Source organism: Curtobacterium sp. MCJR17_055, from assembly GCF_003224335.1.
Lineage (GTDB): Bacteria > Actinomycetota > Actinomycetes > Actinomycetales > Microbacteriaceae > Curtobacterium.
The window spans coordinates 308,811-323,618 of record NZ_QKLF01000001.1; the positions used below are offsets into that span (position 1 = coordinate 308,811).

Below are 14,808 nucleotides of genomic sequence, written 5' to 3' on the forward strand. Positions count from 1 at the left end.
GGGTGCGGGACCGGGTGTGCGCCCGCGGCGAACGCTCCGGGCAGCCCGGGGGCGCTCGACTACGCTGACCTCGTGGACATCAAGATCGGCATCATCAACAGCCCGCGTGAGATCGGTTTCGAGACGGCCCAGACCGCCGACGAGATCGAGACCGCCGTGTCCGAGGCCCTCGCGGCCAAGGCCACGCACCTGTCCCTCAAGGACGACAAGGGCCGCCGGTTCATCGTGCCGGTCGCGTCGCTCGCGTACGTCGAGGTGGGCTCCGAGGAGTCCCGCCGCATCGGCTTCGTCGCCTGACCCTCCCGGGCGTGGAGCTCCTCTTCGCCGTCCTCGGCGGGATCCTGCTCGGGGCCGTCGCCCACGTGGTCGTGCCGCTGCGCACGACCCGTGGCGTGCTCGTCGGACCGGCCGTCGGTGGCATCGCCGCGGCGGTCCTCTGGGAGGTCCTGACCTGGGCCGGATGGCCGTACGACGGCACCTGGATCTGGGTCGTCGCGCTGCTCGGGGCCGCCGCGGTCGCCCTCGTGGTCCAGGTGGTGCTCGGCCGCCGTCGGACCGCTGCCGACGAAGCGCACTACGAGCGTCTGGTCAAGCAGGGCGCCTGAGCCCGTCCGGCTGCTCGCCGTGGCGCTGCTCACCGTGACCGGCGGACCGTTGCTCGCCCTCGTCGACGCGCGGGGGTCCAGCCAGCAGGCCGATCAGGCCGTGAGGCCGAGCGCGTCCATCCGCCGGGTGTGCGCCGCGATCAGTTCCGTCCAGACCGGCTCGAGCCGCTCCTGGTCCTCGCGGGCGTGCGAGGCGAGCGCCGACCGCGCCACGAGGAGCGTGTCCCCGACCAGGCGGCGCCCCCACATCGCGAGACGGGACGCCACGACCGGGTCCTCGTCGATGCGTGCCGTGAGCTCCTCGACCACGGCCGGTTCCTCCCGGGCGTCGAACACGGTGCGCAGGCGCTGCCGGACGTCGATCGGGAGCGACCGGAGCAGGTTCGCGAACAGGTCGTTGAGGATGCCGGCGGTCACGTACCCGGTGAGCATCGACTCGTACCAGTCGGCACCGTTCGTCCGCTCGAGGAACCGGTCGATCGCCTCGCGGTGCGGCGCCATCAGGTCGGCCGGCTCCTGCCCGCCCCGCTCGATCTCCGCGACGATGGCACGGTGCCGCTCGAGTGCGGTGGTCGCGAGCACGCCCGTGACCAGCCGGCCGGAGAGCGTCGGGGCACCGGCTCCGGCGCGGCCCATCGTCTCGTACAGCGACAGCTGGAGGTAGGCGGCCTGGCCGAGGTACACGTCGAGCTCGGGGCTGACGTCGTCGAGCCGGAGACGCTCGACCGCACCGCCGCGCGGGTTCCGCGACGCGAGCCAGGCCGCGGCGAGCTGCGCAGCGCGCTTCCGGTTCCACCACGACACCACACGACCAGCATACGGGTCGGCTCGTCCTCGTCCGGCACGTCGGTAGACTGGGCGGGACTCCTCCCCACGAACAGGGTGAACTTCTTGACTTTCTCAGAACTCCAGATCGAGCAGGACATCGTCGATGCGCTCGCGAGCAAGGGCATCATCGAGCCCTTCCCGATCCAGCAGCAGACGATCCCGCTCGCCCTGACCGGCCAGGACATCATCGGTCAGGCCAAGACCGGCACCGGCAAGACCTTCGGGTTCGGCCTGCCACTGATCCAGCGCATCGGCGCCGACCCCGGGCCGGGGGTGAAGGCGCTCGTCGTCGTCCCCACCCGCGAACTCGCCGTGCAGGTGAGCGAGGACCTCGAGTCCGCGATGGTCAACCGCCCCACGAAGCTCGTGTCGATCTACGGCGGCAAGGCGTACGAGGGCCAGGTCGAGCAGCTCAAGGCCGGCGCCCAGATCGTCGTCGGCACGCCCGGTCGACTCATCGACCTGCACCGGCAGCGTCTCCTCGACCTGTCGCACGTGCAGGAGATCGTCCTCGACGAGGCCGACCGCATGCTCGACCTCGGCTTCCTGTCCGACATCGAGCGGATCTTCCAGGCGGTCCCGGCCGTCCGGCACACGATGCTCTTCTCGGCCACGATGCCCGCCCCGATCGTCGCCCTCGCACGCCGCTTCATGTCGCGTCCGGTGCACATCCGCGCGACGGACCCCGACGAGGGTCTGATGCAGGCGAACATCAAGCACGTCATCTACCGCGCGCACTCCCTGGACAAGGACGAGGTCATCGCCCGCATCCTCCAGGCCGAGGGCCGCGGCAAGACCGTCATCTTCACGCGGACCAAGCGCGCCGCCGCCCGCATCGTCGAGGAGCTGAAGGACCGCGGGTTCAACGCCGCCGCCGTCCACGGTGACCTCAACCAGGAGCAGCGCGAGCGCGCGATGGCCGCCTTCAAGGCCGGCAAGCGCGACGTCCTCATCGCCACCGACGTCGCCGCCCGTGGCATCGACGTCGACGACGTCACGCACGTGATCAACCACACGATCCCGGACGACCCGGACACGTACCTGCACCGCGCCGGTCGCACCGGCCGTGCCGGCAAGACGGGCATCGCGGTCACGTTCGTCGACTGGGACGACCTGCACAAGTGGACGCTCATCGACAAGGCGCTCGAGTTCGGCATCCCCGAGCCCGTCGAGACGTACTCGTCGTCGCCGCACCTCTTCACCGACCTCGACATCCCGGCCGGCACGAAGGGTCGCCTGCCCGGCACCTCGCCGCGCGCAGCGACCGCCGGAAGCGAGAAGCCGGCGTCCGGAGGTCGCTCCGGTTCCGCCTCCGGCAGCGCCGGCGGTTCGCGGTCACGCAGCCGCACCCGGTCGTCGGGCTCCGAGGAGTCCGGCTCGCGCCGCGCCTCGGCAGACCGACGGGAGCGCTCCGCTCCCGTAGCGGAAGCCACTGCCCCGACCGGTGCGCCCGCCCCCGCCTCCCCCGCGGGTGACGACACCGCCGACGGCGCCCAGAAGCGCCGTCGCCGCCGCCGACGTCGTGGCGGCACTGGCTCGTCCGAGGCGACCGCCGCGGCACCGCAGGGTTCCTCGGACGGCGAGTAGCGCCTCCAGGCCGAAGGCCCCGTCACGAGCGTGACGGGGCCTTCGTCGTCCCCGGCTCCGGAACGCAGCCCGGCGCCGACGCCGCAGCGCCCCCCTCCACGAGGACGGGAGGCCCGAGCCTGGTCCGACGGACCGGCCGACGGTCAGGACAGGCGGGAGCCGGGCCCGACGACGGGCGCACTGCCGGTCGCCTGGTCGACGATCGCGTCGAAGGAGCGTCGGGCCGTTCGGTGCTCACCGAGGCGGTTCGGCTTGCCCTCGCCGTGGTAGTCGCTCGAACCCGTGACGAACAGGCCGTACCGACCGGTCCAGTCCAGGAGCGTCCGCTTGCCGTCCGCGCTGTTCTCGCGGTGGTCGACCTCGAGTCCGCCGAGGCCCGCGTCGACGAGCTCGCGGAGCATCGGCTCGTCGATCACGATCCCCCGCGATGACGCGGCCGGGTGCGCGATGACGGGCACACCGCCGGCGGCACGGATGAGCTCGACGCCACGGAGCGGGGTCGGGGCGTCGTGCGGCTGGTAGTAGCCGGAGGAGGGGTGCAGGATGCCGCGGAACGCTGCGCTGCGATCGGGCTCCAGGCCGAGTCGGACCAGGGCGTCGGCGATGTGCGGACGTCCGATCGTCGCCCCCTCGCTCGACTCCGCCAGGACGTCGTCCCAGGTAACCGGGTGGTCACGGCCGATGGCGTCGACCATGCTGCGGGCACGGGTGAGGCGGCCGTCACGGATCGCGGTGGTCTCGGCCGCGAGTCCGGGATCCGCCGGGTCCACCAGGTAGCCGAGCACGTGCACGCTCCGCCATCCGATGCGCGTACTGAGCTCGAGCCCGGGCACCAGGGTCATCGGCAGCTGCCGGACCGCCTCGGCGGCCTCGTGCCACCCGGCCGTGGTGTCGTGGTCGGTCAGGGCGACACCGTCGAGTCCGCTCGCCGCCGCCGCGCGGACGAGGTCGGCCGGGCGCTCGGTGCCGTCGGAGACGCTCGAGTGAGCGTGCAGGTCGATGAACGGATCAGGCACGCGGCAATGCTACCGACACGTCGACGGCTGGTCGGACGCCGTTCACAGCCCCTCCCCGCACGCCGTTCCTCGCGCTGCGCTCGCGTCACCGCACGGCTGCGACCCCGTACCGGTCCCTGCGCTTCCGGACTGCGGTGCCGGACCCCGCTCGGTGCAGCGGTGCGATGATGGGGACATGGCCGACACCACTCCCCGCGCGACGAGCAACCGCTCCACCACCCCCGGCTCGTCCGTCTTCAAGGACCACATCGCTGCGAACTGGGCCGAGCGTGAGCGTCCGCTGCCGGCCCCGCGCGAGCAGTCCGCCTTCGCCGCCGCGCGTCGCGCCCGGCTCTCCGGACTGCACCCCGGTCGGACGATCGTGGTGCCCGCCGGCCAGGCGAAGGTCCGCTCGAACGACTGCGACTACCCGTTCCGCCCACACTCGACGTTCGCCCACCTGACCGGCTGGGGCACCGACACCGTCGTCGGCTCCGTGCTCGTCCTGACGCCGAACGGCGACGGCCACGACGCCACCCTGTACTTCCGCGCCACGGCCGGCCGTGACTCCGAGGAGTTCTACGCGAACCCGGAGATCGGCGAGTTCTGGGTCGGACCGCGCCCCTCCCTGGCCGAGGTCGCCGCAGACCTCGGTGTCGCCACGGCGGACCTCGGTGCGCTGGACGCCGCACTCGCCGGGCTCGACGCCTCCGTGCTCGTGGTCCGCGACGCCGACCCCGGGTTCACCCGCGCACTCGACGAGCGCCTCGGCACCACGGTCGGAGGCGCGCCGGAGCAGGACGGTGCGGCCGCGACGGACGACGTCCTGTCCCGCGACCTGTCCGAACTCCGCCTCGTGAAGGACGCCTACGAGGTACACGAGCTGCGCAAGGCCGTCGACGCGACCCGCCACGGCTTCGACGACGTCATCGCGGACTTCGACGCCGTGCTCGCACACCCCCGCGGCGAGCGCATCGTCGAGGGCACGTTCAACCGTCGCGCCCGTGCCGACGGCAACACGGTCGGCTACGACACCATCGCCGCCGCGGGCCACCACGCCTGCATCCTGCACTGGACCCGGAACGACGGTGCCGTGCAGCCCGGCGACCTGATCCTCATCGACGCCGGGGTCGAGGTCGACTCGTTCTACACGGCGGACATCACCCGCACCCTGCCGGTCAGCGGCACGTTCTCACCCGTGCAGCGCATGGTGTACGAGGCCGTGCTCGAGGCCGCCGACGCTGCGTTCGCGATCGTGGAGCCGGGCATCACGTTCCGGCAGGTGCACGCGACCGCGATGGAGGTCATCGCGCGCAAGACCGCCGAGTGGGGCTTCCTACCGGTCTCCGCCGAGGAGTCCCTGCAGCCGGACAACCAGTTCCACCGCCGCTACATGGTGCACGGCACGAGCCACCACCTCGGCCTCGACGTGCACGACTGCGCGAAGGCCCGCCGGGAGATGTACCTGGACGGCATCGTGCAGCCCGGCATGGTGTTCACGATCGAGCCCGGCCTGTACTTCCAGCAGGACGACCTGACCGTCCCGGAGGAGTTCCGTGGGATCGGTGTCCGGATCGAGGACGACATCCTGGTGACCGAGGACGGCGCCGAGAACCTGTCGGTGCACATCCCCCGGACCCCCTCGGAAGTGGAGGGGTGGATCGCGAGGTCCGCGCGCTAGCCTGGGCCTCGTGAGCGCTGAAGCCCCCTCGGGCACCTTCCTGATCGACGTCGAGCACTTCGACTCGCCCGACGCCCAGCGGCTGCGAGCGGCCCAGCGCATCGAGATCGACAGCACGTACGGGGCCGACACCGAGCCGGGCCCGAAGCCGACTGCCGACTCGATCGCGGTGTTCTTCGTGGCGCGCGACGAGGCGGGCACCCCGGTCGGGTGCGGCGGGTTGCGACTGGTCGACGACGGCATCGCGGAGGTCAAGCGCATGTACGTCCGGACCGAGTCCCGCGGCTCCGGCGTCGCCGCGTTGATCCTGCGTCGACTGGAGGAAGCGGCGCTCGACCTCGGGTCACCGGCGCTCGTCCTCGAGACCGGTGCGGAGCAGAAGGGCGCCATCCGGTTCTACGAGCGCGAGGGCTTCCGACGGATCGCGAACTTCGGGCCGTACGTCGGCGCAGCCCGGTCGGTCTGCTTCTCGAAGATCCTCTGAGCCCACACGCTCCGCCGACACGGCGAGCGAGGCCGCACCAGTCCGCCAGGTCGGACCAGCCCGAGAGCCGCACCCAGCGAGACGCGACCGCTCATGCGCGACACCGGACACGACGACGGGCTCCGGGTCGGTGCAGCACCGGCCGGGAGCCCGTCGTCGTCCGCCCGCTCCCGACGGTGGCACCGTCCGGAGCGGGACCGCTCACGCGCGGCTGTCGTCGTCCTCACGCCGGTTCGTGTCGTCCGCGGCGCCGTCGGTGTCCGACGGCGTCGGGGCCTGCTCGCCGTACCGCGGGCCGTCGTTCGTGCCGTAGCTGCGGGTCGCCGCCGACGGACGCTGCGTCTGGTCAGCGGTCGCGTCGGCCTCCGGCGTGCGGGCAGCGCCCTCGTTCGTGCCGTACCGCGGTGCGGTCGAGCGCTGGCCGGCCCCGGGGGCAGGGTCACCGGTCGGCACCGTCCGGGCACCGCCGTCGTTCGTGCCGTAGCGCGGCCCGTCGTTCGTGCCGTACCGCGGCCCGTCGTTCGTGCCGTAGCGCGGCCCGGCCGGCGCCTGTCCGCGGGTGTCGTCCGGCCGCGATGACCCGTCCCCGCCCTGCTGCTGAGCCGAGTCGCCGGGCCGAGCCGGGCCGCCGGGCTGCGCCGGTCCGCCGGACTGTGCCGGTCCGCCGGACTGCGCCGGGCCTCCCGGCTGGTGCGGGGTGGCGTGCCCACCGTAGGGCGAGCCCTGCGGCGCACCGCCCGGGCGCCACTGCTGCTGGCCCGGCTGGCCGTACTGGCCCGGCTGGCCGGCGCCCGGCTGACCGTACTGCGGCGGCTGGCCAGCGCCCGCGCCCCCGCCCGGCTGACCGTACTGACCCGGCTGACCCGGCAGACCCGGCTGACCGTACTGCCCCTGCTGCGGCGGCACCCCACCGGGCCCCGGACGCCACTGCTGCTGTCCCGAGCGCTGCCCGAGCTGGTCCTGCCCCTTCTGTCCGGGTCCCGGCTGTCCGCCGTACCCCCCGGCGTTCGGCTGGTCCCACGACGTGTGCTGGATCGCACCGCCCTGGCCGAGGATCCGCTGCGCCTGACCGGACAGCTGCGGGTCGACGACGATCTGGTACGTGGTGGCGAGCACCTGGTGGATGCTCGTGAAGTCCCGCTGTCGCTTGGTGATCGCGAACGAGACGATGCCGTAGAGCATGCCGAACCCGGCACCGATGACGGCGGCGGGGAGGAAGAGCCCGCCGGCCTGCGGCGAGAAGAGCGTCAGCACGATGCCGAAGAAGAACCCGAGCCAGAGCCCGGACAGGGCGCCCGCGAGTGCTGCTCGTCCGTAGGTCATCTTGCCGGTCACGCGCTCGACGGTCTTGAGGTCGTTGCCGACGATGGACAGCTTCGCGACCGGGAAGTCCGACTCCGCGAGCTTCGCGACCACGCGCTGTGCTTCGGGGTAGCTGTCGTAGGTGCCGAGGACGTCACCGCGCGGCAGGGTGGGGAACGCCTGTGCCGTGCGGCCGCCGAAGGGGCTCTGAGTACTCACCCAGTCATCATCCACCGGAGTCCTTGCGATCACACGAGAACCACCAGGGAAGGGGCGGCGAGCACGCCCGGGCGAGCGACTACGCTGGACGGGTGAGCGCCTCGAAGGTCTTCGTCGCCCGCCTCGCCGGGTGCTCCGTCTTCGACCCCGCGGGCGACCGTGTCGGCAGGGTGCGTGACGTCCTCGTCGTGTACCGCCGCGTCGACGCCCCACAGGTCGTCGGGTTGATCGTCGAGGTCCCCGGCAAGCGCCGCATCTTCGTCAGCATCGGCCGGATCACCTCGATCGGCGCCGGGCAGGTCATCACGACCGGGCTCGTCAACATGCGCCGCTTCGAGCAGCGCGGTGGTGAGGTCCGGGTGATCGCGGAGATCCTCGGCCGCAAGGTCCTCATCAAGAAGGAGCAGATCCGGGCGACGATCGAGGACGTGGCGATCGAGGACCACGGGCAGGGCGACTGGTCGATCGCGCAGCTCTTCCTCCGCAAGCCGAAGACCACGCCGTCGCCGTTCGGCAAGGGCCCGACGACGTTCGCGACCTGGAACGAGGTCACCGAGGACGAGCTCCCCGGCGAGTCCCAGTCCGCCGAGCACGTCATCGCCGCCTACTCCGACCTGGTGCCCGCCGACCTGGCGTCGACCCTGCTCGACCTGCCGTCCGAGCGCCGGTTCGAGGTCGCCGAGGAGCTGCCGGACAACCGCCTCGCGGACGTGCTCGAGGAGATGCCGGACCAGGAGCGGATCGAGATCCTGTCCGCGCTCCGCGACGCCCGTGCCGCCGACGTCCTCGACCAGATGCAGCCGGACGACGCGGCCGACCTCCTCGCCCAGCTGCCCGACGAGCGCAGCGAAGCCCTCCTCGAGCTCATGGAGCCGGAGGAGGCGCAGGACGTCCGCATGCTGCTCGAGTACGAGCCGGACACCGCCGGTGGTCTCATGACGACCGAGCCGGTGATCCTGTCCGCGGACTCGACCGTGGCCGAGGGCCTGGCCCTGGTCCGTCGGCACGAGCTCGCCCCGGTGCTCGGCGCCGCGGTGTGCGTCACGCTCCCGCCGTACGAGCCCCCGACCGGACGGTTCCTCGGGCTCGTGCACTTCCAGCGCATGCTCCGGTACCCGCCGAACGAACGCCTCGGCACCCTCATCGACCAGCAGACCGAGCCGGTGGAGGTCGACGCGAGCGCGGCCGAGGTCACACGGGTGATGGCGACCTACAACCTCCTGTCCGTCCCCGTGGTCGACGACGCCCACCGACTCGTCGGGGTGGTGACCATCGACGACGTCCTCGACCACGTCCTCCCGGACGACTGGCGGAGTCAGGACGCGGCCGACGCCAACCCCGGCGCCGCGTCGCGACCACGGACCCGCACCCGCCGCACGGCGATCCCCTCGGGAAGGAGGACGAATCGTGGCACGCCCAGATGAGAACCGCCGGGAGCGGCCCGAGGAACGCCTCGACTCCCCGAAGGGCATGCGCACGCGCGTCCTGCCCACCCGCCGACGCGGACGCGGCGACGCGTTCGGTCGCGCCACCGAGGGCATCGCCCGTGCGATGGGCACGCCCTGGTTCCTGATCGGGCTGACCCTGTTCTGCGTGCTCTGGATGGGGTGGAACACGCTGTCGCCGAAGTCGTGGCAGTTCGACTCGGCGGCGATCGGCTTCACCGCGCTGACCCTGGTGCTGTCGCTGCAGGCCTCGTACGCGGCGCCGCTCATCCTGCTCGCGCAGAACCGGCAGGACGACCGGGACCGCGTGCAGTTCGAGCAGGACCGGCAGCGGGCGGAGCGCAACCTCGCGGACACCGAGTACCTCGCCCGCGAGGTCGTCGCCCTCCGCCTGGCGATGCGGGACATGGCGTCGAAGGACTTCATCCGCGCCGAGCTCCGCTCCCTGCTCGAGGAACTGGACCGCCGCGACGGTGACCCCGAGGACCTCGACGACCTGGACGACCGCGGCCACGAGCGTTCGGTGACGCGTGGCTGACGGCACCACCGCGCAGGACCAGCTCGGCGCCGCGGTCCTCGCTGCGCTCGGCCGTGTCCTCGACCCCGAGATCCGCCGGCCCGTCACCGAACTCGACATGATCCGGGGCGTCGACGTCCGGCCGGGAGGCTCGGTGCGCGTCGACCTGCAGCTCACGATCGTCGGGTGCCCGGCCGCCGACACCATCGAGCGGGACGTCCGCGCCGCCGCCGGTTCCGTGGCGGGGGTCGCGGCGGTCGACGTCGACGTGTCCGTGATGGACCCCGCCGTGCGTCGCGCCCTCACGGAGCGGCTGCGCGAGGGTCGTCCCCAGGGCGTCCAGTTCACCCCGGACTCGTTGACCCGCGTCATCGCGGTGACGAGCGGCAAGGGCGGCGTCGGCAAGTCCACCGTGACGGCGAACCTGGCGGCGGCGCTCGCGCGTCGGGGGCAGCGGGTCGGCATCGTCGACGTCGACGTGCACGGCTTCAGCATCCCGGGGCTCATGGGCCTCACGGACGAGCACGGCGTCGCCCCGCGGCCGACCCGCGTCGACAGCATGATCCTGCCGCCGGTCGCCCACGAGGTGAAGGTCGTCTCGATCGGCATGTTCGTCGACGACGTCTCCACCGCGGTCTCCTGGCGCGGGCCGATGCTGCACCGGACGGTGAACCAGTTCCTGTCCGACGTGTGGTTCGGCGACCTCGACGTGCTCCTGCTCGACATGCCGCCCGGCACCGGCGACGTGGCGATCTCCGTCGGCCAGCTGCTCCCCCACGCCGAGGTGCTCGTCGTGACCACCCCGCAGGCGGCCGCGGCGGACGTCGCCGAGCGGAGCGGGATCGTCGCGCGGCAGACCGGGCAGAAGGTCATCGGCGTCGTCGAGAACATGGCGGGGCTCGTGCAGCCCGACGGCAGCGTGCTGCACCTGTTCGGCGAGGGCGGCGGCGACGAGACCGCCCGACGACTCTCCCGCGGTCAGGACGCCCCCGTGCCGGTGCTCGGCCGGGTCCCGCTCTCGGTGCCGCTGCGCGCCGGCGGCGATGCGGGCCTCCCGGTCGTCCTCGGTGACCCGTCGGACCCCGCGGCGGTCGCGCTCGACGCGGTGGCCGACCGGCTCACCGCGATGGGTCGGGGACTCGCCGGCCGGAAGCTCGGCCTGTCGCTGACCTGAGCGACGACGGACGAGGTCCGGGTCAGGTCGCTTCGACGTCGAACGGCGCGGGCTCGCCCGCAGCCAGTGGCACGACCGGCGCCGGTGCCCGCACCTTCGCGGCGGTGACGGTCGCCGCCGTCGCCGTCGCGGTCTCGGCCCCGGACGAGGGCGAGTCGAGCAGGGCGTCCCGGATGATCCGGCGCGGGTCGTACTGACGCGGGTCGAGCTTCTGCCAGTCCACGTCGTCGAAGTCGGGGCCCATCTCCTCACGCATCCGCTCCTTGGCGCTGTCCGCGAAGCGGCGGACGGCCTTCACGAACTCGGCGAGCTTCTGGGCGTACACGGGCAGCCGCTGCGGCCCGAGCAACAGCACGGCGATGATCCCGATGATCAGGATCTTGTCGAGCTGGATGTTCACGGGAGCGAGCCTAACGCGTGGACCCGGCGAGTCACCCGTAGAGTTGACCGACGAGGAGTGTGCGTGTCAGAGAAAGACTCGAACTGGAAGTTCGCGGAGGACATCGTCTCCGAACCCGATGGTGTCGCCCGTGCGCGTGAGCACTCCCTCGAGCTCGGGGTCGAACCGGTCTCCCCGGCGATCGGTGCGCAGATGAGCGTCATCGCCGCGGCGTCCCGGGCGACGAGCATCATCGAGATCGGGACGGGTCTCGGCGTGTCCGGGCTGTACCTGCTCGCGGGCGCGCCCGATGCCACGCTGACGACGATCGACGTCGAGATCGACCACCAGCAGTACGCCCGGGACGCGTTCATCGCCGCCGGCACCGCGCCCGGTCGGGTCCGGCTCATCCCGGGTCGTGCCGCCCAGGTGCTGCCGCGCATGAACGACGCCAGCTACGACGTCGTGCTCATCGACGCGGACCCGGAGCACGTCATCGAGTACGTCGAGCACGGCCTGCGCCTGGCGAAGACCGGCGGTACCGTGCTCGTCCCGCACGCCCTGTGGCGCGGCAAGGTCGCCGACCCGGTCAAGCGCGACCGGGCGACGACGGACTTCCGCCTGCTGCTCACCGAGGTCTCCACCTCCGGCGCCGTCCGCAGCGCCCTCTCCCCCGCGGGCGACGGGCTGCTGCAGATGACGAAGCTCACGGCCTGACGCGGTCGGCATCGCTCGGTCTGATCCGGTCAGTCGGGTCGGTCGTCGGCCGGGAGGCCAGCTCACTCCAGGTGCCGCAGGGACCGTCCCGGGTCCTGCAGGGTCGTGGTACCGCGTCTCGGGCCGGGCGCCGGGGCGTTGCCGGAGGCCCGCTCAGCGGCAGGCCCGGACGCACGGAAGGCCCGGATGCACGGAAGGCCCGGGACGTACGCGTCCCGGGCCTTCCGTGGTGGTGCGTCGACGTACTAGGCCGAGACGACCTCTGCCAGTGCGTCGTGGAGTTCCTTGGCCTCGGCGTCGTTGACCGAGACCACCAGGCGGCCTCCACCCTCGAGCGGAACCCGCACGATGATGAGTCGACCCTCCTTGACAGCCTCCATCGGCCCGTCGCCGGTCCTCGGCTTCATCGCTGCCATCAGATGTCCCCTTTCGTGCAGTACGAACAGGGGCCATTATCCCGTAGACAGGCGCGACTGCGAAACCGCCCCGGTCGGGGGTGCTCCGAGCGGACGGGTCAGGGCGTCACGGTGGGGTCCAGTCGTACCCGTCGACCCACCAGCAGAAGTACAGCCAGGTCCACTGCAGCACGACCGCGAGGACCACGAGTGCGACCCGGTAGACCCGCGACCGTGGCAGTGCGACGACGCCGAGCAGGGGTGCGATCGGGAGCAGGATGCGCCACGTGCTCGACTGCGGGAAGAACACCGCGAGCAGGTACACGAGGTACGCGACACCCCAGAGCCGCAGCTCGAGGCCGATGCGCCGGGCGGCGGGCTGGAAGACGACGGCGGCGAACCCCAGGAGCACCGCGACCAACAGGATCGCCCCCGCCGGCTGGTGGAACCACCACCCGAAGCCCTGCACCCACGGGGTGAACGGGACGAGCTCGCCCCAGCCGATGTACGACGACCGCCAGGCGAGCTCGGTGTCGGTGTAGGCCCTCGGGACACCGGTGACCGCCCAGGCGACCGCGGGCCAGGCGAGCCCGACGAGTCCGGAGACCACCGCGACCGTGGCCGGTGCGACCGCGGTGCGGGGGGTCAGTCGCTCCGGCATCCGCAGCCACGCCGGCCGGAGGACCCCGACGAGCACGAACAGGACCATGAGGAGCGCGAAGGCGAGCCCGGTCGGCCGGGTCATCCCGAGCAGCAGGACGGCGGGCAGCATCGCCCAGAACCGCCGTTGCACCAGGAGCAGCAGGGCGACGAGCAGCAGCAGGACCCCCATCGCCTCGGCGTAGGCGACCTGGAACACGACGGAGACCGGCGCGACGCAGAACAGCACGGTGGCGAAGGTCGCGCGGGTCGGGTCGAGGAACCGGCCCATCAGCCGGCGGAACACCAGCGCGGCGCCCCAGCCGGAGAGCAGGGAGACCCACACGGCGACGAACTCGAAGGACGCTCCGGTCAGAGCCATCAGCGCCCGGACCGTGAACGGGTACGCGGGCATGAACGCCCACGCGTTCTCCGTCACGTGTCCCGCGGCGTCGACGGGCAGGGTCGACGGGTACCCGCTCGCGGCGATCACCCGGTACCAGGCGCCGTCCCAGATCGAGGCGAACGACAGGTACGTCGGGTTCTGCACGGTGAACGAGTTCGCCGCCTGGATCCGGGCGAAGCCGGACATCATCACCGTCGTCAGGACCCGCGAGAGGGTGTAGACGACCGTGATGCGCAGCCACCACGGGACGAGCCGCCACCGGACGACGACCCACGTCAGTGCCGCCCTCGACGCCCGCGGACGGGGCACGGCCGTGGAGGCGGTGGTCACGCCGTCAGCCACCGCCGCAGTCCGTCCTCGACGGCCGTGACCTGGGCGACGGGGACCTGCTCGTCGTCGTGGTGTGCGAAGACGGGCTCACCGGGGCCGTAGTTGACCGCGGGGACGCCGAGCGCGGAGAAGCGGGCGACGTCCGTCCAGCCGTACTTGGGGCGCGGGGCCGGTCCGCCGACGGCCGCGACGAACTGCTGGGCGAGCGGCGCGTCGAGACCCGGGCGGGCTCCCGCGGCGAGGTCGACGATCGTCACGTCGTACCCGTCGAAGAGCTCGCGGATGTGCGCGACGGCCTCGTCGGCGGAGCGGGACGGCGCGAAGCGGTAGTTGACGTGGACCATCGCCTCGTCCGGGATGACGTTGCCGGCGATCCCGCCCGAGATGCCCACGGCGTTGAGGCCCTCGCGGTACTCGAGCCCGTCGACCGTCACGGTCCGGGGCTCGTATGCCGCGAGGGTCGCGAGGATCGGGGCGGTCTTGTGGATGGCGTTGTCGCCGATCCAGCTCCGGGCGCTGTGCGAGCGCTTCCCGGAGGTGCGGATCTCGGCCCGGAGGTTGCCGTTGCAGCCGCCCTCGATCTGCGCTCCCGAGGGTTCGCCCAGGATCGCGAAGTCGCCGGCCAGGAGCTCGGGTCGGGTACGGGCCAGACGACCGAGGCCGTTCAGCGCGTCGCTGACCTCCTCGTGGTCGTAGAAGACCCAGGTGACGTCGACGTTCGGCGCGACGAGGTCCACCGCGAGCTTGAGCTGCACCGCGCAACCGGCCTTCATGTCGACCGTCCCGCGACCCCAGAGGATCTCGGTGCCGTCCTCGGTGGTGCGGAACTCGGTCGGCAGGTTGTCGTTGAGCGGCACGGTGTCGATGTGCCCCGCGATGACGACCCGGCGCTCCCGACCGAGGTCCGTCCGCGCCACGATCGCGTCCCCGTCGCGCACCACGTCGAGGTGCGCGAGCGGGGCGAGGGCGGCCTCGATCGCGTCGGCGAGCGCACCCTCGTTCCCGGACACCGATTCGATGTCGCAGATGGCGCGGGTGATGTCGATGGACGAGGCACTGAGGTCGAGCGGCTGCGGCATGCGGTCACCTTATCCGCCGGCCCTGT

At 72.3% G+C, this 14,808-nt stretch carries 16 protein-coding genes; 9 read left to right on the top strand and 7 right to left on the bottom strand.

The features are described 5' to 3' along the window. The first annotated feature begins 72 nt into the window (after positions 1-72). On the top strand, positions 73-297 hold the full coding sequence (locus DEJ16_RS01435) for a DUF3107 domain-containing protein (RefSeq protein ID WP_110823695.1): 225 nt from the start codon (positions 73-75) through the stop codon (positions 295-297). A gap of 11 nt (positions 298-308) precedes the next feature. After that, a complete protein-coding gene (locus DEJ16_RS01440; RefSeq protein ID WP_110823694.1) occupies positions 309-605 on the top strand; it encodes a hypothetical protein in 297 nt (98 codons plus the stop codon). Between the two features lie 93 nt (positions 606-698). On the opposite strand, the gene DEJ16_RS01445 is transcribed toward DEJ16_RS01440, so the two are convergent. Continuing rightward, the gene (locus DEJ16_RS01445; protein ID WP_258365742.1) at positions 699-1,409 is read right to left on the bottom strand and encodes a ferritin-like domain-containing protein; all 711 of its coding nucleotides are present in this window, start codon (positions 1,407-1,409) and stop codon (positions 699-701) included. An 87-nt stretch (positions 1,410-1,496) separates the two neighbouring features. Between DEJ16_RS01445 and DEJ16_RS01450 the strand changes: the two genes are divergently transcribed. Further along, entirely contained in the window at positions 1,497-3,020 is a 1,524-nt protein-coding gene (locus DEJ16_RS01450; protein WP_110823993.1) for a DEAD/DEAH box helicase, read from the top strand. Between the two features lie 143 nt (positions 3,021-3,163). On the opposite strand, the gene DEJ16_RS01455 is transcribed toward DEJ16_RS01450, so the two are convergent. Continuing rightward, complete coding sequence (locus DEJ16_RS01455; protein WP_110823693.1) at positions 3,164-4,036, bottom strand: PHP domain-containing protein; 873 nt, start codon at positions 4,034-4,036, stop codon at positions 3,164-3,166. 175 nt (positions 4,037-4,211) lie between these two features. Here DEJ16_RS01455 and DEJ16_RS01460 point away from each other — a divergent pair, with 175 nt between their 5' ends. Together DEJ16_RS01460 and DEJ16_RS01465 are read left to right on the top strand one after the other, a co-directional pair. Further along, positions 4,212-5,696, top strand: a complete 1,485-nt coding sequence (locus DEJ16_RS01460; protein ID WP_110823692.1) for an aminopeptidase P family protein — start codon at positions 4,212-4,214, stop codon at positions 5,694-5,696. Between the two features lie 10 nt (positions 5,697-5,706). Beyond that, positions 5,707-6,180, top strand: coding sequence for a GNAT family N-acetyltransferase (locus tag DEJ16_RS01465; protein WP_220032677.1), 474 nt, complete (start codon positions 5,707-5,709; stop codon positions 6,178-6,180). A gap of 201 nt (positions 6,181-6,381) precedes the next feature. On the opposite strand, the gene DEJ16_RS01470 is transcribed toward DEJ16_RS01465, so the two are convergent. After that, positions 6,382-7,701, bottom strand: coding sequence for a general stress protein (locus tag DEJ16_RS01470; RefSeq protein ID WP_110823691.1), 1,320 nt, complete (start codon positions 7,699-7,701; stop codon positions 6,382-6,384). A 92-nt stretch (positions 7,702-7,793) separates the two neighbouring features. Here DEJ16_RS01470 and DEJ16_RS01475 point away from each other — a divergent pair, with 92 nt between their 5' ends. Genes DEJ16_RS01475 through DEJ16_RS01485 form a run of 3 tightly spaced genes read left to right on the top strand, consistent with a single transcriptional unit; the run spans position 7,794 to position 10,837 of the window. Then, positions 7,794-9,125: a magnesium transporter MgtE N-terminal domain-containing protein gene (locus tag DEJ16_RS01475; RefSeq protein WP_110823690.1), complete on the top strand. Its 1,332-nt coding sequence runs from the start codon at positions 7,794-7,796 to the stop codon at positions 9,123-9,125. Between the two features lie 46 nt (positions 9,126-9,171). Next, positions 9,172-9,684 (top strand): DUF1003 domain-containing protein, encoded by a 513-nt coding sequence (locus tag DEJ16_RS01480; RefSeq protein WP_110823991.1) that lies wholly within the window; start codon positions 9,172-9,174, stop codon positions 9,682-9,684. Next, complete coding sequence (locus DEJ16_RS01485; protein WP_110823689.1) at positions 9,677-10,837, top strand: Mrp/NBP35 family ATP-binding protein; 1,161 nt, start codon at positions 9,677-9,679, stop codon at positions 10,835-10,837. Before DEJ16_RS01480 ends, DEJ16_RS01485 begins: the two co-directional genes overlap by 8 nt. A 22-nt stretch (positions 10,838-10,859) precedes the next feature. On the opposite strand, the gene DEJ16_RS01490 is transcribed toward DEJ16_RS01485, so the two are convergent. Beyond that, complete coding sequence (locus tag DEJ16_RS01490; RefSeq protein WP_110823688.1) at positions 10,860-11,237, bottom strand: twin-arginine translocase TatA/TatE family subunit; 378 nt, start codon at positions 11,235-11,237, stop codon at positions 10,860-10,862. Between the two features lie 63 nt (positions 11,238-11,300). Between DEJ16_RS01490 and DEJ16_RS01495 the strand changes: the two genes are divergently transcribed. Further along, the gene (locus tag DEJ16_RS01495) at positions 11,301-11,933 is read left to right on the top strand and encodes an O-methyltransferase (protein ID WP_110823687.1); all 633 of its coding nucleotides are present in this window, start codon (positions 11,301-11,303) and stop codon (positions 11,931-11,933) included. Positions 11,934-12,178: 245 nt separating this feature from the next. On the opposite strand, the gene DEJ16_RS01500 is transcribed toward DEJ16_RS01495, so the two are convergent. From DEJ16_RS01500 to dapE, 3 genes are all read right to left on the bottom strand, one after another. After that, positions 12,179-12,349, bottom strand: a complete 171-nt coding sequence (locus DEJ16_RS01500; RefSeq protein WP_017887054.1) for a DUF3117 domain-containing protein — start codon at positions 12,347-12,349, stop codon at positions 12,179-12,181. A gap of 106 nt (positions 12,350-12,455) precedes the next feature. After that, a complete protein-coding gene (locus tag DEJ16_RS01505; RefSeq protein WP_258365743.1) occupies positions 12,456-13,703 on the bottom strand; it encodes a hypothetical protein in 1,248 nt (415 codons plus the stop codon). Further along, the gene (dapE, locus tag DEJ16_RS01510) at positions 13,700-14,782 is read right to left on the bottom strand and encodes a succinyl-diaminopimelate desuccinylase (protein ID WP_110823686.1); all 1,083 of its coding nucleotides are present in this window, start codon (positions 14,780-14,782) and stop codon (positions 13,700-13,702) included. The genes DEJ16_RS01505 and dapE overlap by 4 nt, the downstream gene beginning before the upstream one ends. Positions 14,783-14,808: the final 26 nt, after the last annotated feature.